Annotated in this window: 16 protein-coding genes and 6 pseudogenes; 12 read left to right on the top strand and 10 right to left on the bottom strand. The window is 52.4% G+C overall.

Annotated elements, in window-relative coordinates:
* Positions 1–164: 164 nt before the first annotated feature.
* The 4 genes and pseudogenes from smc (at position 165) to ligA (ending at position 6,824) form a co-directional block, all read left to right on the top strand.
* A pseudogene (gene smc, locus L1889_RS09470) lies at positions 165–3,682 on the top strand (chromosome segregation protein SMC).
* Between the two features lie 39 nt (positions 3,683–3,721).
* On the top strand, positions 3,722–4,174 hold the full coding sequence (locus L1889_RS18795) for a hypothetical protein (RefSeq protein WP_308217619.1): 453 nt from the start codon (positions 3,722–3,724) through the stop codon (positions 4,172–4,174).
* Positions 4,132–4,743: a cell division protein ZipA C-terminal FtsZ-binding domain-containing protein gene (locus L1889_RS18790; RefSeq protein ID WP_308217618.1), complete on the top strand. Its 612-nt coding sequence runs from the start codon at positions 4,132–4,134 to the stop codon at positions 4,741–4,743. The genes L1889_RS18795 and L1889_RS18790 overlap by 43 nt, the downstream gene beginning before the upstream one ends.
* Positions 4,740–6,824: an NAD-dependent DNA ligase LigA gene (gene ligA, locus L1889_RS09460; RefSeq protein WP_238664921.1), complete on the top strand. Its 2,085-nt coding sequence runs from the start codon at positions 4,740–4,742 to the stop codon at positions 6,822–6,824. The genes L1889_RS18790 and ligA overlap by 4 nt, the downstream gene beginning before the upstream one ends.
* A gap of 105 nt (positions 6,825–6,929) precedes the next feature.
* Here ligA and L1889_RS09455 read toward each other — a convergent pair whose 3' ends face one another.
* The 4 genes and pseudogenes from L1889_RS09455 to msrB form a co-directional block, all read right to left on the bottom strand.
* Entirely contained in the window at positions 6,930–7,706 is a 777-nt protein-coding gene (locus L1889_RS09455) for a peptidylprolyl isomerase (RefSeq protein ID WP_238664920.1), read from the bottom strand.
* Positions 7,707–7,718: 12 nt separating this feature from the next.
* Positions 7,719–7,990: pseudogene (locus L1889_RS09450) on the bottom strand (BolA family protein).
* Positions 7,991–7,998: 8 nt separating this feature from the next.
* Entirely contained in the window at positions 7,999–8,562 is a 564-nt protein-coding gene (locus L1889_RS09445) for a septation protein A (RefSeq protein ID WP_238664919.1), read from the bottom strand.
* Between the two features lies 1 nt (position 8,563).
* Positions 8,564–8,967: pseudogene (gene msrB, locus L1889_RS09440) on the bottom strand (peptide-methionine (R)-S-oxide reductase MsrB).
* A gap of 362 nt (positions 8,968–9,329) precedes the next feature.
* Between msrB and L1889_RS09435 the strand changes: the two are divergent.
* The 4 genes and pseudogenes from L1889_RS09435 (at position 9,330) to L1889_RS09420 (ending at position 14,310) form a co-directional block, all read left to right on the top strand.
* A complete protein-coding gene (locus L1889_RS09435; RefSeq protein WP_238664918.1) occupies positions 9,330–10,499 on the top strand; it encodes an ABC transporter substrate-binding protein in 1,170 nt (389 codons plus the stop codon).
* A gap of 125 nt (positions 10,500–10,624) precedes the next feature.
* Positions 10,625–11,662 carry a branched-chain amino acid ABC transporter permease gene (locus L1889_RS09430; protein ID WP_238664917.1) on the top strand — a complete coding sequence of 346 codons (1,038 nt, stop codon included), beginning with the start codon at positions 10,625–10,627 and terminating at the stop codon, positions 11,660–11,662.
* 4 nt (positions 11,663–11,666) lie between these two features.
* Complete coding sequence (locus L1889_RS09425) at positions 11,667–13,547, top strand: branched-chain amino acid ABC transporter ATP-binding protein/permease (protein ID WP_238664916.1); 1,881 nt, start codon at positions 11,667–11,669, stop codon at positions 13,545–13,547.
* Positions 13,547–14,310 (top strand): annotated as a pseudogene (locus L1889_RS09420) (ABC transporter ATP-binding protein). Before L1889_RS09425 ends, L1889_RS09420 begins: the two are co-directional and overlap by 1 nt.
* A 20-nt stretch (positions 14,311–14,330) precedes the next feature.
* Here the strand turns inward: L1889_RS09420 and L1889_RS09415 are convergent.
* From L1889_RS09415 to fdxA, 6 genes and pseudogenes are all read right to left on the bottom strand, one after another.
* Complete coding sequence (locus tag L1889_RS09415; RefSeq protein WP_238664915.1) at positions 14,331–14,528, bottom strand: hypothetical protein; 198 nt, start codon at positions 14,526–14,528, stop codon at positions 14,331–14,333.
* On the bottom strand, positions 14,525–15,001 hold the full coding sequence (locus L1889_RS09410; RefSeq protein WP_238664914.1) for a P-loop NTPase family protein: 477 nt from the start codon (positions 14,999–15,001) through the stop codon (positions 14,525–14,527). Before L1889_RS09410 ends, L1889_RS09415 begins: the two co-directional genes overlap by 4 nt.
* A gap of 146 nt (positions 15,002–15,147) precedes the next feature.
* Positions 15,148–15,788 (bottom strand): annotated as a pseudogene (gene nth / locus L1889_RS09405) (endonuclease III).
* A 6-nt stretch (positions 15,789–15,794) separates the two neighbouring features.
* Positions 15,795–16,427 carry an RnfABCDGE type electron transport complex subunit B gene (locus L1889_RS09400; RefSeq protein WP_238664913.1) on the bottom strand — a complete coding sequence of 211 codons (633 nt, stop codon included), beginning with the start codon at positions 16,425–16,427 and terminating at the stop codon, positions 15,795–15,797.
* Positions 16,428–16,487: 60 nt separating this feature from the next.
* Positions 16,488–17,723: a polyhydroxyalkanoate depolymerase gene (locus L1889_RS09395; protein ID WP_238664912.1), complete on the bottom strand. Its 1,236-nt coding sequence runs from the start codon at positions 17,721–17,723 to the stop codon at positions 16,488–16,490.
* Positions 17,724–17,918: 195 nt separating this feature from the next.
* Entirely contained in the window at positions 17,919–18,242 is a 324-nt protein-coding gene (gene fdxA / locus L1889_RS09390) for a ferredoxin FdxA (protein WP_238664911.1), read from the bottom strand.
* Between the two features lie 264 nt (positions 18,243–18,506).
* Here fdxA and L1889_RS09385 point away from each other — a divergent pair, with 264 nt between their 5' ends.
* The 4 genes and pseudogenes from L1889_RS09385 to accD all read left to right on the top strand — a co-directional run bounded on the left by L1889_RS09385 (position 18,507) and on the right by accD (position 23,875).
* A complete protein-coding gene (locus tag L1889_RS09385) occupies positions 18,507–20,768 on the top strand; it encodes a RelA/SpoT family protein (RefSeq protein WP_238665899.1) in 2,262 nt (753 codons plus the stop codon).
* Between the two features lie 83 nt (positions 20,769–20,851).
* A pseudogene (trpB, locus tag L1889_RS09380) lies at positions 20,852–22,050 on the top strand (tryptophan synthase subunit beta).
* A gap of 17 nt (positions 22,051–22,067) precedes the next feature.
* On the top strand, positions 22,068–22,886 hold the full coding sequence (trpA, locus tag L1889_RS09375) for a tryptophan synthase subunit alpha (protein WP_238664910.1): 819 nt from the start codon (positions 22,068–22,070) through the stop codon (positions 22,884–22,886).
* Between the two features lie 110 nt (positions 22,887–22,996).
* Positions 22,997–23,875: an acetyl-CoA carboxylase, carboxyltransferase subunit beta gene (gene accD, locus L1889_RS09370; RefSeq protein ID WP_238664909.1), complete on the top strand. Its 879-nt coding sequence runs from the start codon at positions 22,997–22,999 to the stop codon at positions 23,873–23,875.
* The last annotated feature ends 698 nt before the right edge of the window (positions 23,876–24,573 follow it).

The following is a 24,573-nucleotide window of genomic DNA, read 5'->3' as shown; positions in this document are numbered from 1 at the left end:
AAATCATAACTCAGCTTCATTATTTTGATGTGCCTGATTCAGCTACTATATGAGGGTGCGGTATCATACAGGGCTAAAAATAGCTGGCTGCTGCCTGGTACTTTTGCTGCGTTTTTCATACGTGGCTTTTTTGCTAAATTATTCATTCTCCGCCACTCACGCTCGTGCGCTTAACACACATTAAACTCGCCGGATTCAAATCCTTTGTTGATGCCACCGTCATTCCTACACCGAGTCAGCTGGTAGGGGTGGTGGGTCCCAACGGTTGTGGCAAATCAAATATTATTGATGCCGTACGATGGGTGCTGGGTGAAAGCAGAGCGTCTGAGTTGCGTGGCGAGTCAATGCAAGACGTCATATTTAACGGCAGCGGTAACCGCAAGGCATCAGCTCGAGCCTCGGTAGAACTGGTATTTGATAATTCTGAGGGCCGTGCGTCGGGGCAGTGGGGTGCTTACACAGAGATATCTGTGGGTCGAGTACTGACTCGCGATGGAACGAGCAGCTACTTCATTAATAATCAGCAGGTGCGCCGCCGCGACATCAACGATATTTTTCTTGGTACCGGGCTGGGCGCCCGCGGCTATGCCATTATTGGCCAAGGCATGATCAACAGGCTCATTGAAGCCAAGCCTGAAGAACTGCGTGTTTATTTAGAAGAGGCTGCAGGTGTGTCGCGCTATAAAGAGCGCCGTCGGGAAACAGAAAACCGTCTGTCTGATACGCGTGAAAATCTCATACGTCTTGATGATATCTTGCGTGAGCTTGAAGCGCAGCTAGAGCGCCTGGAGCAACAGGCGGAAGTGGCTTTGCAGTATAAGTCGCTGCAGCAAGAGGGCGAGTTAAAGCAGCACTTGCTATGGCTGCTTCGCGAAAACAGTGCCCGGGACGATCAGCAAAGAAAATATCTGGCCATCGAGCAGGCCCAAACCCAGGTTGAGGCGGCCATAGGCGGCGTCCGTGGCCTTGAACTTAAAATTGAAAGTTTGCGCCAGGCTCACTTTGATGCTGGCGATGCGGTGCATGCGGCGCAGTCCACTCTCTTTGAGGCGGGTGCTAAAGCCAGCAGCCTTGAGGCCGAGATCAAGCATGTGATCGATGCCCGCTCACGAATGCAAAGCCGCCAGGAACAACTGGCTCAACAGCAAGGTGAATGGGCCGAGCAACAACAGCATTGTGCTGAAGAGCTCGACGAGTTGCAGCTTAAGCTTGAAGAGGCTGCGATTGCCATTGTTGAAGCCGAGGCTCGATCCGAACATATACAAGATAACTTGCCTGAACTGGAAGAGCAGGTAAGAAGCCTGGCATCCAGGCGCGACGAAATGCGCCAGCAAGTCGCGCGTCTCGAACAGGCTCTGGCACTGCGGGCACAGACGGGTGCTGATATTCAGCGACAAACGCAGCAGTTACTGCTGCGGCGTGAGCGTCTGGAAAATGAGCGTAGCCAGTTAGCCGCGCCTGATGCTCAGGATCTACAACATCTTGATGGCGAGCTTTTACAGTTAGAGCAGCAATTGGCGCAAGGACAGCAACAGTTGCATAAGCTTGAGTCTCAATTGCCCGAACACGAGCAGAGCCGCGCACAGGCCGCTCGTGAACTGCAGCAGCGGGCTGCAGTTCACACCAAGCTAGAGGCCAGGCTGGCAGCCCTGGAGCAATTGCAGGCTGATGTACAGCGTCACGATAAGCTTGAGCCATGGCTGGCTCAGTATGGCTTTGCAGACCTTCCCAGGCTTTGGCAACAGCTGGATATCATTGTGGGCTGGGAAACTGCAGTCGAGGCCGCGTTGCGAGAGCGTGTGGGGGCCATTTCCTTGTCCCAGCTATCGCAATTGATGCAGGCGATTAACGACCCTCCGCCTGCTCGCGTTTGTTTTGTCCAGTTGCCTGAGTTGGCCCGAGCACTCCCCCGCCTGAGAGCAGCCTGGTGCATAAGCTTAAGCTGGTCAATCCGGCATTGCAGCATTTGCTGACGAGCTGGTTAGCTGACACCTTGGTGAGCGACAGTCTTGAAACCGCACTGGCCCAGCGCGAGTCGCTCTTGCCAGGACAGCGTTTCATTACTCCGCAAGGGCATCTCATTGATGCATTGACGGTACAGTTCTACGCACCAGATCATGCACAAGCTGGTGTACTGGCGCGGCAACAAGAAATACAAAATGTTCAGAAAGAAATTAAAGCCAGTCAACTGGACGTAGAAGAGGGGCAGCAGCAGGCCGAACGTACTCACCAGCAATGGAGTCAGCTATCACAATCCTTGCCGCCGGCACGCCAGCGGGTAGCTGAGCTGACCGCAAGGCTGCATGCCGTACAGATGGAGCACGCCCGTCTGACCCAAGAGGCGCAGCAATCCAGCGAACGATCTCGCCGCATTGACTCGGAGTTAAGTGAGCTGGCAGCGAACCACGAAGAGCTTATCGCCCGCGAAGAAGAAAACTTGCATGATCAGGGCGAGCTGTCAGATCAGCTGCTTGAAGCCCAAGAGCTTTGGTCGCAAGCAGAACAGGCCGGCGAAGTATTAAATGCATCAGTGGCCGAAGCACGCCATCAGCTTCGGGACAGAGAGCGCATCGTTCAAGAGGCGCAGCACGCTGAACGCCTGCTCCAGGCGCGCAACGAAGAACTTTCCAGAACGCAGAGATTGGCACAAGAGCAGTTGTTACGGTCGCAGAACGAGTTGAGCAGTTTGCAGGGCGAGCTGACTGAAATGGATGCCTCGGCTGCGCAGGCAGGTTTACAGCAGGCATTGGAAGAGCGTGCCGAACGTGAAGAACTTCTGTCCCTGGCCCGTACGCGCCTGGATGCGGTCGCTGCAGATCTACGTAGTGCAGAAGCCGAAAGAACGCAAATAGAGCAGGGGGTCGAGCCTTTAAGGCAACAGGTCACCGAGCTTCAACTGCAAGAACAGGCAGCCAGGCTTGCTTTGGAGCAATACAGCCAGCTGCTGAATGAACGTAAAGTGGATAGGGCAGCCTTAACTCTAGCGTTGTCGGATAAGCCTGAGCAATGGCGGCGGCTGGGCTGGCTGCAATCAGAAGTACAGCGTATTTCACGCCAGGTCGAGGGTCTGGGCGCAGTAAACTTAGCTGCCCTGGAAGAACTTGCAACGGCGAATGAGCGCAAGAATTACTTAGATGGTCAACATGAAGACCTCAGCCTTGCAATCGACACCCTTGAAGATGCCATACGTAAAATAGACAAGGAAATACGCGAACTGCTGCTAGGAACTTTTAATGCCGTAAACACCCATTTTGGTGAATTGTTTCCTAAACTATTCGGAGGCGGCGAAGCGAAGCTCAGCCTGACCGGAGACGAAGTCCTGGATGCAGGAGTGTTGGTCATGGCGCAGCCTCCGGGCAAGCGTAACAGCACGATTCATTTGCTGTCGGGAGGTGAAAAGGCGCTCACGGCAACGGCTTTGGTCTTTGCTTTGTTTAAGCTTAATCCGGCTCCCTTTTGTTTGCTTGACGAGGTGGATGCGCCCCTGGATGATGCAAATACCGAGCGCTACGCTAAATTAGTCAGTAGCATGAGTGAGCAAACGCAGTTTTTATTTATTTCTCACAATAAAATAGCAATGCACATGGCAAAGCAGCTAGTGGGCGTTACGATGCAAGAGCAGGGGGTTTCGCGCATTGTTGCTGTAGATGTAGAGTCTGCAATGCAAATGGTCGAGGCCTAACGGTGCCGCAAACATGCTTTTATTTATACAGGTCGCACTATGAGTGATTTACAAATCGGATTGATTTCTTTAGGCGTAATTGTCATCGCGCTTGTGCTGCTGTTTAATTGGTGGCAAGACCGCAGGGTACGCCAACAGATGGCGGCGCAGTTTCCCGAAACTGACAATGATCCTCTCATGAGCCACGTAGCCAGCTCGACGGTTCGCAAGGAACCTACAGTACGTATTGCCGACTCCTTGAAAGATAGTGCTAATGACGCGCATGACGAGGTAGACGCCGCCTGCGAAGCCGTCATTGATATTGCCTTTGCCTCTCCGGTCTCAGGCCAGGATCTGGCTCAGATTTTGCACGATCACTTACGGGCAGACGCAAAGCCTTTACGCTTTTTGCTACCTCTGAGCACGGTACTCATCGCACCCAGCTGGCCTCAGGTGAAAGTTATAGCTCGATGCAGTTGGCGGTATTGCTCGCCAATCGTGCGGGGCCCTTAACGGCTATAGAATGGTCGCGGCTGTGGTCCGCCGCTCAAAGTGTAGCCCAGCATTTTGATGCCTCTGTCGAGGGGCCTGAGCAAGACGATGTCGTGCGCCGGGCCCACCAGCTCGACGCCTTATGTGCCGAGCTTGATGCGCAAGTTGGTCTTAGCGTGCGATTGGCAGGTCCCTTAAGCTTCCAGCAAGTGCTGAGCGTCATCCGTGAGGTTGGGTTTTTGGATTATGGCCGCCAGACGGCGTGGCTGGCCGATTCCGGAATTCCACGTTTCAGTGTGCTGTTTGACGGTTTGCTGGCCGACGAAGTCAAGTCAGCCAGCGTAGAGCGCATTGATCTGTTGCTCGATCTGCCCAATAGCCCGGCTGACGAACAGGCCTTCAGCCGTATGGCTTGTGTAGGACGAGACCTTGCGTTGCGACTGGGTGGGGAACTTCTTGATGATCAGGGACGGCCACTGCCCGAGCACAGTGATCAAGGTATAGACGAACAGCTTTTTGCTATGTATCAACAGCTAGAGCGTGCAGGATTCACCGCCGGTGAGTCCCGTACAGCAAGGGTATTTGCGTGACCAGATTACGTTTAGAAGATTTGAAGCAAGAAATCAGCAGCCATAATCATCGTTATTATGTTTTGGATGCCCCCATTATTGCTGATGCAGAATACGATGCCTTAATGCGTGAGCTACAAGAAATCGAAGCTCAGCATCCAGAATGGGTCAGCTCCGACTCACCCAGCCAGCGCGTAGGCGCGGCACCTATGGAGGGTTTTACAACAGTACAGCATGCAGTGCCTATGCTGTCTTTGGGTAATGCCTTTGACGAGGATGAGCTCGTCGCGTTTGACAAACGTGTGACGGATACCTTGCGGGCTGCTGGGCTGATCGGTCTGGCAGAGCAGGTCGAGTACAACGCTGAATACAAATTCGATGGCCTGGCAGTTAGCCTGCGATACGAAAACGGCATGCTTGTGCGCGCAGCGACGCGAGGCGACGGTTTGACCGGAGAAGACATCACTTCGAATATCCGTACGATTCCTTCTGTACCTTTACGGTTGATGGGCAAGCCCACAACCTGGCCCGCAGTTCTTGAAGTGCGCGGTGAGGTGCTGATGAATCATGCGGATTTTGAACAGCTGAACATTCAGCAGCAGCGCCGGCGCGAGAAGGTATTTGTTAATCCGCGCAACGCAGCGGCAGGAAGCCTAAGGCAGCTTGACCCTCGTATTACAGCTCAGCGCAGGCTGCGCTTCTATGCCTACGGCTGGGGTGAGGTCAGCGTGTCCGAACCGAGTCCACAGCAAGACCTGCTGGCACAGTTGAATCACGAGTTTCCCGAACCTTATGCAACCCAGGCTGAAATGCTGGCGTGGCTGCAGCGGTTGGGCTTTCCGGTCAGCCGTACCTACGCGGTGGTTAAAGGGGTAGAGGGCCTATTAAGTTATTACCGTCGCACCGAAGACGCTCGCCCTGACTTGCCCTTTGATATTGATGGTGTTGTATACAAGGTCAATTACCTCGATCAGCAGCGGGTTTTGGGGTTTGTCGCTCGTGCGCCGCGCTTTGCCGTGGCCCACAAATATCCTGCCCAAGAGGCAACTACCGAATTGCTGGGCATTGACGTGCAGGTAGGACGTACAGGTGCCATTACACCGGTAGCACGGCTAAAGCCTGTGTTTGTGGGTGGTGTGACAGTAACTAACGCCACCCTGCATAATGAAGACGAAATACGGCGCAAAGACGTACGTATTGGCGACACTGTCATTATCCGTCGTGCTGGTGATGTAATTCCCGAAGTGGTAGGGCCCGTAATTGATCTACGTCCTGAGCACACTCAAGCCTTCATCATGCCCACTACCTGTCCGGTTTGTGATTCGGCGATTGAAAAGCCCCAGGATGAAGTCATTGCCAGATGCACCGGGGGACTGGTTTGCGCGGCGCAGCGCAAACAGAATTTGGCACATGCGGTTTCGCGTAAAGCGCTCGATATCGATGGTGTAGGCGAGAAACTGATTGAGCAACTGGTAGATACCGGCAGAGTCAAAACCCTGGCGGACCTTTACACCCTAAGCGTTGAAGAGCTGTTGTCCTTGCCTAGGATGGGACGTAAATCGGCCGAAAATGTGGTTAAAGCCGTTAATACGGCTCGACATCCGAGCCTGGCCCGTTTGCTCTATGCCTTGGGTATTCGTCACGTAGGCGAAGCGACGGCGCGCGACGTGGCCAAGCATTACGGTACGCTTGAAAATGTTATGGAAGCCGACGAGGAAGGTTTGCTTCAAGTCTCCGAGGTCGGTCCGGTAGTTGCGGCATCAATCGCCCACTTCTTTGCCGAACCGCATAATCGGGCAGCAATCGTCAAGCTGCTGCAGTCGGGGGTCACGATTGACGAAACGGTCGCTGCTACGGCTTCCAGCCAGGTGTTGGCCGGGCAAACTGTTGTGCTGACAGGAACACTGCCCACCTGGACGCGTGACGACGCTACGCGCCGCATTCTCGAGGCTGGCGGTAAAGTCAGTGGCTCGGTGTCGTCCAAAACGGCCTACGTGGTGGCTGGGGTCGAGGCAGGTACCAAGCTGCGCCGCGCACAAGAGTTAGGGGTCACGGTTCTGGATGAAGACGCTTTAAAGGCATTGCTGGGCCTGGACGACTAGGGCGGATAAAGTAATCCACAAAAAAGGCTGATTCTTATTTAAGAATCAGCCTTTTCTTTTTAGCAAGCGAAAAGCAGCGGTTTAGTTGGCTGCTTATCGTCTGTGCTATTTGATGTCAGCAGCCTTAAACAAGCTTTCCTGGTACTCGTTGAGTTTAGTCTGGCGCATCATGTCTTCAATTTGCGGCTTGACTTCGCTAAGCTCCGGAAATTGCAATGCACGGCTATCGTCTACTTGTATGATGTGCCAACCGAATTCCGACTCGACTGGGTTGGGACTAAGTTCGCCTTTTTTCAGAGCCTGTACTGCCTGGGAGAAAGAGGGTACGTAGTTGTCGCTACTTGCCCAGCCCAGATCACCACCGCGCTGGCCGCTCCCGGTATCAATAGAATGCTTTTTAGCGGCTTCATCGAAAGTAACTTTTTTGGCTTTAATGTCGGCGAGCAGTTTCTTGGCTTCTTGCTCGTCCTCAACCAATACGTGGCGTACTTTGTATTCTTGCTTGCCGGCTTCCTGTTTTTTAAGCGTTTCGTATTCGGCGGTTACGTCTGCATCGGAAACCGGATTCTTTTTCAGATAATCCGACATCAACGTACGCACCAGAATACCCTGGCGTGCGAGTTCTATTTCCTGCTTAACGTCAGCACGTTTTTCCAGCCCGGCTTTCTCGGCGGCTTGCACCACGACCTGACGGCCAATGAGTTCTTGTTTAACCTGTTCGCGTAGTTGCGGGCTGTCGTTAGCGCCTTGCTCTATTAATAAAGCGACGAACTCGTCCAATTGTTTTTCGGTAATTGCCTTACCGTTGACGGTTGCTATATTTTGAGCGTAAACCGGAACTGCCAAAGCGCAAGTTAAAGCAAGTGCAGCAAATCGTTTCATGAGTGTCCTTCGTTAAGCGTTAACGCTAGCCTGTATGGATAGCGCATGTATAGGGTGAGGCATAAGGTCGTGAACGCGATCATACACAAGTCTATGACGAGCGAGTGTAGAAAGTCCTTCAAATTGTTGCGAGCTGATAAGCAGCCGGAAGTGCGCAGCGCCCCTTTGGCGCCTGCATGACCCACATGCATATGGGATTCGTCGATGACCTCGATATGTGAGGGCGCGAGATCGGCTAAACGCGTTTTCAGCGTAGCAATACGTTCTAGATTAATGTCAGACATGGCAATGATTATATTTGATCGTCGTTAGCGGCACTGTGATCTTTTAGATAACGACCTAGCCACAACGACTGAATAATAACAAAAACAATTAATAAGCCCATCAGGCCAAATACTTTAAAGTTGACCCACTGGCTTTCGCTAAAGCGGCCGGAAAAGGCTACGTATAAATTCAGTGCTCCGGAGACGATAAAAAACAGTGCCCAACTGTAGTTCATTTTGTCCCATACTTTGCCTGGCAATACAATTTGCCCACCCATGATTTTTTGCATTAGGTTACGTTGCAGCAACCAGTGGCTGCCCAGCAAAATAGCAGCGAACACCCAATAAAGAACGGTAGGTTTCCATTTAATGAATGCGTCGTTTTGAAAAAACAAGGTGGCGCTACCAAAAACGCCAATAACAGCCAGGTTAATCCAGTGAGTGGTCTCTATAGGTTTGCGCCGGGCTTTCAACCATAGAATCTGGGATGCCGCCGCTGCCATTGTTACGCCTGTTGCCGTGTAAATGTCAAAGTTACGAAAAGCAATAAAAAATAAAATTAATGGAAATAAATCGAATAAAAGCTTTTTCATATTAGGCGTCAGGCGTAGCTTCGAAGGTTAAGGCTGCAGAGTTTATGCAATAACGTAGCCCTGTGGGCGGCGGGCCATCGGGAAAAACATGCCCCAGATGCGCATCGCAAACATTGCAGATGATTTCGGTGCGAGTCATGCCGTGTGAAGTGTCAGCTTCTTCACGAACGTTATCGGGATTCAGGGCAGCGAAATAGCTGGGCCAGCCACAGCCTGCGTCAAACTTGGTGTCTGATTCAAATAAGGGGTGCTGCAGCAGACGCAACGATAAATACCTGCGTCGTTGGTGTCCCAGAACTCTCCAGTGTAGGGGCGTTCTGTACCTTGTTCGCGGGTAACCTGAAAAGCATGAGGCGACAGAATGGCTCGCCACTCTTCTTTACTTTTATGAACTTTAGTCAAAATAATACCTATATATAGACGAGATCAAGGGACAAGCTCTACATGTTAAAGCTTTTAGTCTGTGTTTCGTAGTCCGGTAGCGCAAAAACAGGATGTTGCACAAGAGGCCGATTGCCACGCCGCGCCTTGGAGGCAACGTTTCAGGGACTTTGCTCCTATTGTAGAAGACCCTGTCAGGCAAGCTAGGTTCCCGTTGAGGCTAAATTAGCAAGGCAAGCGATATTTATAGGGACGTTAAAGGTAAACACTAATGTTGGTATTGTCATCAATTTGATACGTTTAAACTGTTTTTAGTTATAAAACTGTATAACAAATGAAATTGCGGCTAAAAGAACGCATAACTAATTGAATTATTGGAGACAACGATGCAGCTTGCCACGTCTGTACGTCGCACGGTTCTGGCCGGTGCTATAGCGCTTGCATTGCCAATGGCGGCAATGGCTCAGGTTAAGGTCGGAATTACCGTAGCGGCCACCGGTCCTGCGGCTTCCCTGGGAATCCCCGAGCGCAACACAGTCAGTTTACTGCCGACTGAAATTGCGGGGCAAAAAATACAGTACATCGTATTAGACGATGCGACAGACACGACAGTTGCAGTGCGCAATATGCGCAAAATGGTTTCTGAAGACAATGTGGATATTGTCATTGGCACTTCAGTGACACCCGGCTCCCTGGCACTGGTGGACGTAGCTGACGAGACCAAAACGCCCTTGATCAGCGTCGCTGCTAATGCGCGCATCGTCGAGCCGGTAGAAGGCGCACGTCAATGGGTTTTTAAAACACCCCAGAACGACCAGTTAATGGCGGGAGCCTTAGCTGACGCTATGGAAAAACAAGGCATTAAGACCCTGGGTTTTATTGGCTATAACGACGCTTATGGCGATGGCTGGCTAGACGTCATGACCAAAGCAGCTGAGGCCAAAGGCATTAAGGTCGTGGCGGTTGAGCGCTATAACCGTAACGACACCAGCGTCACCGGCCAGGCTCTGAAACTGCTTGGTGCCAAACCGGATGGGGTATTGATAGCCGGCTCGGGGACTCCAGTGGCTCTACCACAGCGAGAATTGAAAAGTCGGGGTTATAGCGGCATTTATTATCAAACGCATGGTGCAGCCAACAGCGACGTGTTGCGAGTTTGCGGAAAAGACTGCAACGACATGATCTTGCCTGCGGGGCCTTTGCTGGTGGCCGATCAGCTCCCCGACGATAACCCCCTCAAAGCGTCTGCCTTGGCCTATAAAAAGCTGTACGAAGATAAATATGGCGAAGGTTCGATCAACACCTTTGGGGGACATATGTGGGACGCTGGCCTGCTGGTTAGCGAGGCCATTCCGGTGGCACTTGAATCAGGGGCAACACCTGGCACACCCGAGTTTCGTAAGGCTTTGCGTGATGCCATCGAAAAAACCACCGATCTTTCGGCCTCGCAAGGGGTCTTCAACATGACGCCTACCGATCATTCGGGTCTTGATGAGCGCGCCCGTGTGATGGTTAAGGTGGTGGACGGCAAGTGGACCTATCAGCCTGATCTTTAATTAGTAGATGGTTAGCCAGCAATCTTGTCACCAAGGAGCCGCCTTTACGGCTCCTTGGTTCACTGTGTCAGATGCTTTGTGTTTGCACATCGATGTTTTATTCCGTTGATCATGGTGTTGCCTAAATGGATACCACTGTAGTTCTGATATTGTTGCAGGACGGTCTGTTGAATGGCGCCATCTATGCGTTGCTCGGCTTGGCCCTGGTATTGGTATTTGCCGTAACGCGCGTTATTTTTATACCGCAGGGCGAGTTTGTGACCTATGGGGCGTTGACCTTGGCTTTTGTCATCAATGGTCGCGAACCCGGGACTATTTTCTTGTTGATCATCGCCGGCCTCTTGGTTTTTATGCTTGAGCTGCTTAGCGCGATACGCCGTAAGTCCTTCGGCAGCTTATGGCTTACGGCTGTCTGGGCTCTGTTGCTGCCTTGGGCTTTGTACTGGTGCAGTCCCTACGTGATTGGCCCGGAAACGCCGCTCTGGCTAAGCGTTCTCTTCTCATTGGCGGTAGTGATTCCGCTGGGACCGATGTTGTATCGGCTGGTGTATCAGCGCGTGGCCGAGTCCAGTGTGCTGGTGTTGCTTATCACATCGGTAGCTGTGCATTTTGCGCTCACTGGTTTGGGACTGGTTTTCTTCGGTGCCGAGGGGTGGCGTACGCCGGCGTTTTTGGATGGACACGTTAGCATCGGTGAGATGGTGTGGTCGGCGCAGACATTATTTGTACTGGCTTCGTGTGCACTGCTGATTACTGCTTTATGGCTGTTTTTTGGCCGCACTTTATATGGTCGGGCGTTGCGGGCGACTGCGGTGAACCGGCGTGGCGCACGCCTGGTCGGGATCAGTACCGTGATGTCGGGAAAGCTTACCTTCACCCTTGCTGCAGGCATAGGAACCCTGTCCGGCATGTTAATCGCACCTGTCACCACCATTTATTATGACACCGGTTTTTTAATTGGCCTGAAAGGATTCGTGGCAGCGATTGTGGGCGGTTTGGTCAGCTACCCCATTACGGCGGCGGGCGCTATTTTCGTAGGTATTCTGGAGGCCTTCTCTTCGTTTTGGGCAAGCGCATATAAAGAAGTCATTGTTTTTACCTTGATTATTCCTGTGTTGCTCTGGCGCTCTTTGGGCGCTTCTGTTGTTGAAGATGAGGACTAAGCCGATGAATCGCCTGCTATTAGTCCTTGTGGTGGCGGTGCTGATCGTACTGCCGCAACTCGATGCCGTGCCTACCTTCTGGATTACCCAGCTTAACTATATAGGCATGAGTAGTCTGGTGGTGCTGGGTCTGTTGCTGCTGACCGGTATTGGCGGCCTGACGTCGTTCGGGCAGGCAGCGTTTGTTGGCATAGGAGCCTATACCACGGCCTATCTCAGTACCAGGCTAGGAATCTCGCCCTGGCTAACCTTGCTTGTAGCCATCGGACTGACGCTCGTGTTTTCCGCGTTGATAGGGGCCATTACGCTGCGACTTTCTGGGCATTATTTGCCCTTGGGAACGATAGCCTGGTCGCTGTCTTTGTATTATCTCTTCGGAAATCTGAGTTTTTTGGGCCAGCATGATGGTATTTCGGGAGTGCTGCCTTTAAATTTCTTTGGGATTTCATTAGGTAGCGGGCGCTATATTTATTATCTGATTTGGGCCATTTTGTTGCTGGCTTTATGGGCCACTCACAATTTGCTGCACTCTCGCCCGGGTAGAGCAATCCGCTCCTTGCGTAGCGGGGCTGGGATGGCTGAGTCCTTTGGCGTCAATATGGCTGTCTACAAGATAATTATCTTTGTGTATGCGGCAGTGCTCGCCTGCATTTCAGGCTGGCTCTACGCTCATTTGCAGCGTGCTGTCAGTCCAAGCCCCTTCGGGCTGAATTATGGTATTGAGTATCTATTTATGGCGGTGGTGGGTGGCGCGGGCAGTGTTTGGGGAGCCGTTATTGGTTCAACACTGATACTCGGCCTCAAAGACCAGCTACAGAACTGGCTGCCACGAGTGTTTGATACCAACACCAACGTAGAGCTGATCGTCTTTGGTCTCTTGATGATCTTTGTGCTGCAGTACACACGCGATGGAGTCTGGCCCATGGTGTCCGGTGTGTGGAATGGCCTGACGGGCGGACGGGGAGCCAGGAAGCAGACGCACCCTCCTTTGGCAGCCGCACAGCTAGAGCGGCGGGCACGTCCGGAAAGCAATACTCTGGTGCTGGATGTGAAGGATGCCCGTAAAGAATTCGGTGGGCTGGTGGCAGTCAATGACATCAGCTTTCAACTTAAGGCGGGTGAGATCATGGGCTTGATCGGGCCCAACGGCGCTGGAAAAAGCACAACCTTCAATTTGATTACGGGTGTATTGCCCGCCACCAGTGGCGAAGTCAGTTTTTTAGGCCATCGACTTGATGGTTTGCGGGCGCGTGAGATCGCAAAGCTAGGAGTAGGGCGAAGCTTTCAGCATGTGCAGTTGGTGCCTACGATGTCTGTGATAGAAAACGTGGCCCTGGGCGCCCACCTGCGGCGGAAAGTGGGGGTGTTTTCTGCGCTTCTTCATACTGACCGGCGCAGCGAAAGCGAGCTGTTGCACGAGGCAGCCCAGCAGTTGCAGCGAGTAGGCCTTGGTGACTATCTATACGAGGAAGCTGGCAATCTGGCTTTAGGGCAGCAGCGTTTGCTGGAGATCGCCAGGGCACTGGCCGCAGACCCTGTCTTACTCTTGCTTGATGAGCCTGCAGCAGGTTTGCGGTACAAAGAAAAACAAGACCTTGCACAAGTGCTGACCCAGCTTCGAAATGAAGGCATGAGCATTCTTTTGGTTGAGCACGATATGGATTTCGTTATGCGTTTGACCGACCATTTGGTCGTTATGGATTTTGGAACCAAGCTGGCTGAGGGAGACCCTAAAACTGTGCAGCAGAATCCGGCAGTGCTACAGGCGTATCTGGGTGGCATTGATGACGATTTCGATGGTGATGAGCTGGCTGGCGCTTCTGGTTCCGGCAGCGCAGCCGCAACACCGGCGATGGCGTCTCAGTCTATGCCAAAGGGGGTGTAATGAGCACAAGCAACGATATCGTACTCAGCGTGGAGCACCTGTCGACGCGATACGGAAAGGTAACTGCGGTTGCCGACGCCAGCATACGTGTTCAAAAAGGCAGCATTGTGACGGTTATTGGCGGGAATGGAGCAGGAAAGTCCACCTTGCTAAATTCAATCATGGGTTCATTGCCCCTGATAGGACGCAGCCAGGGCAAAATCTGCTATGAGGGTAAAGAGCTTTCTTCCTGGGAAGTCGAGCGCAGGGTCGCAGCCGGTATGTCACTGGTACCGGAGCGGCGTGAGCTTTTTTCCAGTATGACCGTAGAGGATAATCTGTTGCTCGGCGGTTTTAGACTGTATCGACAAGGGGTCTCAAACTGGCGAAGCACTATAGATGAAGTTTATGAACTGTTCCCCCGCCTGCAAGAAAGACGTCAGCAGTTGGCCGGCACCTTGTCAGGGGGCGAACGCCAGATGCTGGCGGTGGGGCGGGCACTGATGGCGCGCCCTACATTGTTGATGCTTGATGAGCCCAGCCTGGGGCTGGCTCCGCGTATTGTGCGTGAAATCTTTTAATTATTACGCGTTTGCGTTCAACGGGTGTTTCCATTTTGCTGGTTGAGCAAAATGCCAGGGCCGCCTTGCAGGTTGCGGATTACGGCTATGTCCTGGAAACCGGCGATATGGTGCTTGAAGGTGCCGCCAGCGAGTTAAGCGGCAACCCGCGGATCATCGAAAGCTATCTGGGTCTGGGCCGTGAGCAGGCGACTGCGGTGTAAAGGTGTGCAGCTCTCTTGAATCAGCAATTTACCGTCATTTGATTGTCATGCAATAAACCATTCTGAAAATAATACAGGCGATCAGCCATGTGCTGAATGTGGTCGCCCGTACTTTCTGCCATGATCAGGGTGTAGCCCCGATCTTTTAAGGTTTGGATCAGTTGCAGGGCATTTTTTTGAATAGTCGGGGCAACGCCAGCCAATAAATCATCAATCAATAATAGGTCGGCCCCCCGCGCAATGCCCGGGCAACGGACAGCATGTGCTGTTCTCCTGGTGGCAATCGTATGGCAGGAACATCTTTGTTCAGTTTCAGCATCGGCAGCAAGCTGTAGATTTCACCCAAAGGCAGTCCGCCCCCCATGCCCATGTTGGTTAAGGGAAGCAACAGATTTTCCTCGCAACTTAAGTTGCGGACCACACCGGTGGATTTGGAGCAATAGTTTATTCCCAGGTTGCCCATTGCCAGCACATCCAGATGTACCGACTCAATGTTGTGTACCCGAACCGAACCTTCACGTTTCGCACCAATGCCCATAAGCCCATGAAGGGCATTTCTACGGCTTTGGTAATCATCAGCAATGACGCACACCACTTCGCCACGGCAGGCGTGCAAGTTAATGCCTTGCAAAATATGATTTTGACCGCGCCATACGTGCAAGTTAATCACTTCCAGAGTGGTTTCACCCATGACCCACCTTTACTTGAATGACGAGGTAACAGTCCAGTTGTTCTTATGCTGTTGCGCTCGATGTTTGTAGGTGTGCAATGTAAAAATTATGGACACTTGCCACGCTTTAGACTATGCGGGTTTTACATAGTTTAGGCTTATCGTATTTACGTAGTGGCAGGCGTTTTATCTTTGAACTCGCATAAATCCGAAATGCCGCATTGCGGACACTTGGGTTTTCGTGCGACACAAATATAGCGTCCGTGCAAAATCAGCCAGTGATGAGCATCAAGCAGGAATTCTTTGGGGATCAGGCGTTCAAGGCGTCGCTCAACCTCAAGTACATTCTTGCCCTTGGCAATGCCTGTGCGGTTCGAGACACGAAAGATATGTGTATCGACGGCAATGGTGGGCTGGCCAAAGGCCGTATTCAGCACGACATTTGCCGTTTTTCTGCCGACGCCAGGAAGCTCTTCAAGGCTTTCTCTATCGCTAGGCACAATTCCGTGATGTTTTTTTAATAAAATTTCACAGCTTCGAATTACGTTTTTGGCCTTGGTTCGAAACAGGCCGATGGTTTTGATGCAGTCGCTAAGGCCTTCTTCGCCCAGTTCTAAAATTCCTTCCGGAGTACCATGAGTGGAAAAAAACGACGAGTTGCGATGTTGACCGAGACGTCCGTGGCCTGCGCCGACAAAATTACAGCAATAAGAAGCTGAAACGTACTGTCGTATTCAAGTTCGGTGGTGGGCTTCGGGTTGGCTGCCTGGAAGCGGCTAAAAATTTCAGTTCGGATGGTGGCGTTCATGACTGACTAGGTTGTGCGGTGATTGGCGCGTCGTTCGCGAGCACGTGCCAGTGCATCGGCAATGCTGGCTTTGCGGCGTTCAGGTTCATCTGCGGCAAGGGCGACCTCAGGCTTGTTGGCAAGTACGCGATTTGCGAGCAGATTGTCTTCGCCGTGTCTATTGGCCAGACGTTCCTGGCGGCGTTCAAAGTTTAAGCGGGCTTTTTCAGCCTGTGCGTCGGTCCAGGGATCGCTCTCGACCATGACGATGCAATCCACCGGACAGGGGGCAATGCATAAGTCACAGCCGCTACATTGATCGGCTATAACAGTGTGCATGAGTTTATTGGCGCCAACGATTGCGTCTACAGGGCAGGCTTGTATGCACAAGGTGCAGCCGATGCAGTGCGCCTCGTCAATGACTGCGACGGTCTGGGGCTTAAACTCACCGCAGTCTTTATTAAGCGCAATAGCGGCCTGTCCGGTTAGCTTAGCCAAAGCGGCAATGCCTTCAGGCCCTCCCGGCGGGCAGCGATTGATAAGCTCGCCCTGTTCGGCAATGGCCTGGGCATAAGGTTTACAGGCATCGTAGCCGCACCGCGTACACTGAGTCTGCGGGAGCAGCTGGTTAATGCGATCCGTTAAAGAGACAAGGCTCATAAATAAATAACACAGGGGCCTATTGGCCCCTGACGCTTAAGAGATTAAGGGTGAAACGATCTAGTCGTTGCTGAACTGATCGGCGTCAGCAATAAATGTTTTTATTTTAGGATAGATTTGATTTCTCCATCGGCGCCCAGAAAATATCCCATAGTGTCCACTGCCCAGCGCTGTGTAATGGGTTTTGCGTTCAGGATCCAGGCCGCTGCATAGTTTTTGTGCTGCGCGAGTCTGGCCTGCACCTGAGATATCGTCCAGTTCGCCCTCGATCGTGAACAGACTCATGTTTTGAATGCGCTGAGGGCGTACCACAATGCCGTCGATTTCCCATGTGCCTTTGGGCAGGCGATGTTCCTGGAAAATGATTTTAATGGTATCCAGGTAGAATTCGGCGGGCATGTCCATGACTGCATTGTACTCGTCATAGAAACGTCGGTGCGCCTCGGCGTCGCCATCGTCGCCCTGAACCAGATGCTGGTAAAAATCATAGTGTGAATGCATATGGCGGTTCGGGTTCATGGCGATGAACCCGGCGTGCTGTAAGAACCCAGGGTAAACGTTGCGACCTGCTCCCGCGTATCGGCTGGGAACGCGGTGTATCAGATTGTTTTTGAACCACGAGTAGGGCTTGGTCGTTGCTAACGAATTGACCTCGGTGGGGGATTCTCGTGGGTCAATGGGCCCGCCCATCATAATCATGCTTCGCGGAAGCGATGTCATATTTTTAGCTGCCATGACTGACAGGGCAGCCAGCACAGGAACGGTGGGCTGGCAAACCGACATGACATGGATGGCAGGGCCCAGCGTTTCAATGAAGTGCTCTATGTAGCGGACGTAGTCACTTAGGTGAAAGGGACCGTTTTCCAGAGCTACCATGCGTGCGTCTATCCAGTCGGTAACGTAGACATCGTGATCCATCAGCATGGTCCGCACGGTGTCACGCAGCAAGGTTGCGTGATGTCCGGACATAGGGGCAACAATCAATACCTTTGGAGCGCAGTCATCAACGCCCACACGTTCAAAGTGCACCAGATTACAGAACGGCATCGATATGACGGCTTGCTCTGCAACAGTTACCGTTTTGCCTGCCACCTGAACCGACGGTATATTCCATGCAGGCTTTTCGTAATCTTTACCGAGTCTATAAAGAAGCTCGTAACTGGCAGCCAGCTGTTTGGACAGCAAGGTATAGGACCACGGACTATAGGGGTGCGAAAACAGAGTTGAGCTTTGGTTAGATAGCGCCACAAAGGGAGCCAACATAGTGCGCTGAAATTCGTGCAGGTGATAGAGCATATTTAGTCTTTTACGCTGCTACATCGCAGCAGAAAATAAGCGGGTAAGTGGTTGAAGCTACAAACTATTGGAGTGTAGAGTAGTTCGCGCCAGCGTGCGCTTACTATTGTCTTTTCATTGCATTGCAGCAATAAGTAAGCATAAAAAAAGAGGCGTAGGGCCTCTTTTTTATTGGCGGAGAACGATGTTTGCGCATTAACGCTCAAGGTGTTGTAGTTTTCCTTCCACACCGTTCCAGTCGTCAGCATCGTCCAGTGGCTTTTTCGACCGGTTGATCATGCCAAACGCAGGGGTAAGCTCGGCGTTGAGTTCAATAAAGTGCATTTGATCCTGCGGTACATCTTCTTCGGCATAGATTGCGTTAGCAGGGCATTCAGGAATACAGACTGCACAGTCAATACACTCGTCGGGATCGATCACTAAAAAGTTGGGACCCTCACGGAAACAGTCTACCGGGCACACATCAACACAGTCAGTGAATTTGCATTTAATACAGTTTTCGGTCACGACGTGAGTCATTTTTCAGCTCCAGCTTAAAACAAAGCAATAGGGGCAAACCTTCGGTGCGGGCATCATTGCCCGTAGTGGGTTTAAAAGGTTGCCGTAATAATTAAGTAATTTTAACGAATATTCGGATAAAGGCCCGCATTATCCTGTTTTCCCGAGAGGGAAGCATTTTTTGATGATGTTTTGCGGACATAATGGAATACTCGCGGTACGGGTCTTTACAGGATAGTATATTGAAACCTATTGCTGCTTTTGTTCCGCCACACCTTGATCGCTATGCCCGTTTCAACTTCAGATGCTATTCCTGACGAATTACCTGCCCGCGTGGTCTTCAGTCCCCGTTGGCTTGAAAAGGTGTGTGCGGATCTGGATGAGGCCGGAACCCGGCTATTGCACACGGCGGCTGCAACCGTAGCTCTTCCTTTAAACGGGGTTTTAGCCAATACCGGAGAGGCCCTCGACTCTCATAGTGCTCACGTTGTCGAGATCTTGCAGAGCCTGGGATCAGATGCGGTAACTCGCGCAAGTGCGCTGCTGGCAGTCCTGCCTGAGCCGGAAGTAAAAAGCAGCGGCATCAAAGATAATGACATATTAAAAGAGTTTGGCCCTGAAGTTGCCAAACTGGTGCAGGGGACGCGTGCGCTATATAGGTTGGGCACCCTAACCGGCCAGTCCCATGACCAGGCTGCCCCCGGTAGCGACCAGAAAGAAATGAAGCGGCGCATGTTGCTTGCCATGGCGGTTGACCTTCGCATTGTGCTGTTGCGACTGGCGTCAAGGCTGCAATCCTTACGCTGGTATGCTGAAAGTAAAACCCCGTGTCCTCAGGCCTTTGCCAAAGAGACCATGGAGCTCTACACGCCTTTGGCCAATCGTCTGGGTATTTGGCAGGTAAAATGGGAAATGGAAGATTTGGCTTTCCGTTTTCTGCAGCCAGCCACCTATAAAGATATTGCCAAGCAACTGGAAGAAAAGCGTGTCGAGCGCGAAGCTTTTATTACCGCGGTCGTGAAGCAACTCACTGAATCGCTCGCAGAAGAGGGAATGCAGGCCGAGGTATATGGCAGGCCCAAGCACATCTACAGCATCTGGAACAAGATGCGCAATAAAGATTTAAACTTCAATCAGCTGTTTGATTTGCAGGCTTTGCGCATTATTGTTGATGACGAGCGTAGCTGCTATAGCGCTCTGGCGCTGGTTCATGCGCTCTGGACACCTGTCCCCGCTGAGTTCGATGACTATATCTCCAGGCCCAAACCTAATGGCTATCGTTCATTACATACCGTGGTTGCGGATGAGCAAGGGCGCAATATCGAGATTCAGATCCGTACTCATGAAATGCACGAGTTTGCCGAGTTCGGTATGGCCGCACATTGGCGCTACAAAGAGGCAGGCCGCGCTGGTGGAACTGTAGCTGCCACTGCCGATGAACAAAAAGTAGCGTGGATGCGCCAGCTTTTGGCATGGGACAAAAATACGCCGGCCGAGCCTGGTAGTACCGATGTCCAGGCTGCGCATGCTGATCCGGGGCAAGAGCAGGGCAGGACCAGCGGCGAACATATTTACGTCCTGACGCCACAAGCGCGTGTAATCGAGCTGCCCGTGGGCGCGACACCAGTCGACTTCGCTTATTACCTGCATACTGATCTTGGGCACCGCTGCCGTGGTGCCAAAGTCGATGGCCACATGGTGCCTTTGCTCACTAAGCTCAGTACGGGGCAAACGGTAGAGATCATTGCGGCCAAGTCGGGCGGTCCCTCGCGTGACTGGCTAAATACGCAGCTAGGGTTTCTCGCCAGCCCAAGATCACGCGCTAAAGTCAGGGCTTGGTTTAATGCGGTTGAACTGCAGCAACGCATTTCTCAGGGCCAGACCATGGTCGAGAAAGAGTTGCAGAGGCTCGGCAAGACCGCGACGAATCTGGAGCTTTTGGCGCAGCGCCTGGGTTTTGCCCGAGCCGACGACCTATACGTGGCGGTGGCTAAAGACGAATTTAGCCTGCGGCATATCGATCATTCTTTCAAGCAGGCGCCCGCCGGTACGACTGACCCGGAAACCAGGGTGTTTTCGAATGCCACCTCCAGCGTTACCCGCACTGGGAAAAGTGGGGTCCTGGTGGTGGGTGTTGATTCATTGTTAACGCAACTGGCACGCTGTTGTCGTCCGGCTCCTCCTGACCCCATAGTCGGCTTTGTGACACGGGGGCGGGGTGTTTCTATACACCGTAGCGATTGCCATTCTTACGCTGGCTTGATTTTAAGCCAGCCTGAGCGAGCCATTGACGTCGACTGGGGCGACACCGGCGACGCCCTGTATCCGGTCGATTTGCATATCAACGCCCAGGAACGACCCAGCCTGTTACGTGATATCTCTGAGGTGTTTGCCCGATTGCGCGTGAACGTGGTGGGCGTTAGTACGCAAAGTCGCCGTTCCTTAAGCCAGATGACGTTTACGATCGAGGTCACCAACGGCGAACAGATACAGCGTGCCCTTGCTGCATTGCAAGAGATCCCCGGGGTTGAGGCCTCTCGTCAATAGGGCCTCTTGAACTGGTAAAATACTTATTTATGTGGCGGTTCGATATTGAGCCGTAACGACTCGATTAAAAAGAGAGTAAAGCCTTGAAATCTTACACACTACCCGATTACGAAGGTCATTTCGGTCGATTTGGTGGTTCGTTTGTGGCCGAGACATTGGTCCATGCCCTAGACGAACTGCGCGAAGCCTACGAAAAATACAAGAATGACCCCGACTTTCAACAAGAATTCGCCTACGAGCTAAAGCATTTCGTGGGCCGACCATCACCTGTTTATCATGCGAAACGGTGGTCCGACGAGTTGGGTGGTGCGCAGATCTGGCTTAAGCGTGAAGACCTCAATCACACGGGCGCGCACAAGATTAATAACTGTATCGGACAGATACTCCTGGCCAAGCGCATGGGCAAACCTCGCATCATCGCTGAAACAGGGGCCGGTCAGCATGGGGTAGCCACCGCTACGGTTGCTGCTCGCTACGGTCTTGAGTGTGTGGTTTACATGGGCAGCGAAGACGTACGCCGACAGGCTTCCAATGTATATCGCATGAAGTTGCTGGGTGCCACGGTAGTGCCTGTAGAGTCGGGCTCGAAAACATTAAAAGACGCGCTTAACGAAGCCATGCGTGATTGGGTTACCAATGTAGAAAACACTTTTTACATTATTGGTACCGTCGCAGGGCCGCATCCTTATCCCATGATGGTTCGTGATTTCCAGTCTGTTATCGGAACCGAGTGCCTTGAGCAAATGCCTGAAGAAACCGGCCGTCAGCCCGATTTCGTGGTGGCATCAGTAGGTGGCGGCTCCAATGCCATGGGTATTTTCTACCCCTACATTAATCACGAGAATGTCGAGCTGATTGGAGTAGAGGCCGCCGGCAAAGGGCTGGACACAAAAAACATTCGGCTTCACTAACGGCGGGTTCTGTTGGTGTATTGCACGGAAACCGCACCTATGTACTGCAAGATGAAGCAGGTCAGGTGCAAAGTACGCACTCCGTGTCTGCAGGCCTGGACTATCCGGGTGTGGGACCAGAGCATGCATGGCTCAAGGATTGCGGGCGTGCCAAATATGCAGTGGTCTCCGACGACGAGGCTCTCAAGGCATTTCACGACTGCTGCCGTATCGAGGGCATTATGCCTGCGCTCGAATCTTCCCACGCCATCGCCCACGCTGTGCGGATGGCTCCCACGCTGTCCAGTGATCAAATTATTTTGGTTAATCTTTCGGGCCGCGGCGATAAAGATATGCACACGGTCGCTGAATACAGCGGCATCAGCTTGTAGTCGTTATGGAAATTACTATGTCACAACCTTCTAACGCGCGTTTGTCAGCAACCTTTGCGCAACTTAATGGTCGCACGGCCTTAATTCCATACATTGCTGCGGGTGATCCCTCCCTGACAATTACGCCTGCGTTAATGCACGCTCTGGTGGAAGCGGGATCGGATGTTATCGAGCTTGGCGTACCTTTCTCCGATCCGATGGCTGATGGTCCGGTTATTCAGCGCGCCGCCGAACGTGCTGTGAAGCGCGGGGTCAGCCTGAGCGTCGTCCTTGATATGGTACGCAAGTTTCGCGAAACCGACGACAAGACCCCTGTGGTGCTGATGGGTTACGCCAACCCGATTGAAGCCATGGGCCAGGAAGTCTTTGCTCGCGCAGCAGGCGAGGCGGGGGTAGATGGTGTATTAACTGTGGACTATCCCCCTGAAGAGTCTGTGGAATTCGCCAAGCTGCTCGCCGACGCCGGTATCGATCCTATTTTCCTGTTGGCTCCTACGTCCACCGAAGCGCGCATGAAGCTGATCGCCGAGGTGGCACGGGGCTATGTCTACTATGTGTCGCTCAAAGGGGTCACTGGATCTGGAACGCTGAATACCGACGAGGTGGCAAAGCAGCTTGAAATTATTCGCCGTTACGTTACGATTCCCGTCGGCGTGGGCTTTGGTATTCGTGATGCTGAAAGCGCCAGACGCCTTAGTGCATGCGCTGATGCCGTCGTTATCGGAAGTAAGCTTATCGAAACCATGGAGCAGGCCTATGCCGATGAAGGCACAGATCAGGCGGCCATAGCCGCTGCCTCAACGTGGTTACATGAAATACACCGTGCTTTAAACTAGCCTGTTCATTGCATTTCCGTATAGAATCATGCGCTTGTGCTTTGCATAGGCGCATATCATCAAAATTTACTGACAACGCATAGCTCGTTGCCTAATAACAGGATTGCACCATGAGCTGGATCCAGAAAATTCTACCTCCGATGATTAACCGCGGCCATGAAAGTAGCCGTCGAGTGCCGGAGGGTTTGTGGGTGAAGTGCCCGTCTTGTGAGTCAGTGTTATATAAAGAAGACTTGCAGGCTACTCTGAACGTTTGTCCCAAGTGCGCTCATCACATGCGTATCAACGCACGTGGTCGCATCGATGCATTGCTTGATGCCGAAGGTCGGGTCGAAATAGGCGCCAATACACGTCCTGTAGACCCGCTTAAGTTCAGGGATACCAAAAAGTATCCGGATCGTGTTGTCCAGGCAACCCGTACTACCGGTGAAAGCGAAGCCATGGTCGTAATGAGCGGTACTATATTGGCCGTTCCTGCCGTGGTCGCTGCTTTTGAGTTTGAGTTTATGGGCGGGTCCATGGGTTCGGTAGTGGGTGAGCGCTTTGTACGGGGTGTAAAAGCCGCTATCGAGTCTCGTTCTGCCTTCATTTGTGTAGCGGCCTCGGGTGGCGCACGTATGCAAGAAAGCTTGTTCTCGCTTATGCAGATGGCTAAAACCAATGCCATGCTTGCGCAGCTGTCTCAGGCGGGCCTGCCCTTTATCAGTGTGCTTACAGACCCTACGATGGGCGGCGTGTCAGCCAGTTTTGCATTCATGGGAGACGTAGTCATCGCTGAGCCTAACGCGCTTATTGGTTTCGCCGGTCCACGTGTTATTGAGCAGACCGTACGTGAAAAGTTGCCTGAAGGTTTTCAACGAGCCGAGTTTCTGCTTGAGAAAGGCGCGATTGACATGGTGCTCGATCGCCGCGAAATGCAGCTGGAGATCGCTCAACTTATTGCGCTGTTAACCCGTCAGCCTGCTGAGTCCGTTCATAAGCCTGTCTAACAGCGTGGCCGTCGTCCTTTAACGACATTGCCCATCATTACAGTTTCTGATCCACAACTGCAATGATGGGCATTTTTTTGGTCTTGCCCCGTTAAAACGCTAAAGATAGGGTATTAAAAAGGGCCTTGCTGGAGTTCACCAGCAAGGCCCTTTCTGTGCTTGGAGTTAAAGCTACTTGGTTTCGACTAGCTCAAGGGGCTCTGACTCGATCTGCACGGGTGCCTTGCGGGGACGCCCCAGTTTGACAGCAGGAGCTGCGTAGGCTTCTGTGACAGCCGTAGCAGAGGTTTCTACAAGCTCCAGGCCACGTTGCTGTAATACGGACTCAAGCTCTTCGGAAACAACGGCTACGGTCGTGGCAGAAGCTGTGGCTTCTTCCGGTACAACTGTTTCGTCTGAGGTTGCTACAGCTTCGGGCTGAGACTCTGCTGCGGCTTGTAGCGGCTGCTCGTCCACGTAGGCTTCTGGTTCAGCTTGCATGTGGCCTGGCTCTTCTGCTTGCTCTGGTATGGAGCTTTGAACATCAATAGAAGGGGCGGGCTCTGATACAACGCTTTCTGCGACAGAACCTGCTTCGGAAGCAGAGGCTTCAGTCTCGTGGCGAACTGCAGTATCGGCTTCCTGGGGCTGTTCGATAAGCTCCGGCTCGGGAGACTGTTCTGCAACCTGTACAGGAGCTTCGGAGACTGGCTGAGCCT

Origin of the sequence: Paenalcaligenes niemegkensis, from assembly GCF_022230885.1 — a bacterium.
Taxonomy (GTDB): domain Bacteria; phylum Pseudomonadota; class Gammaproteobacteria; order Burkholderiales; family Burkholderiaceae_B; genus Paenalcaligenes; species Paenalcaligenes niemegkensis.
This window is presented reverse-complemented; position numbering and strand designations above follow the sequence as displayed.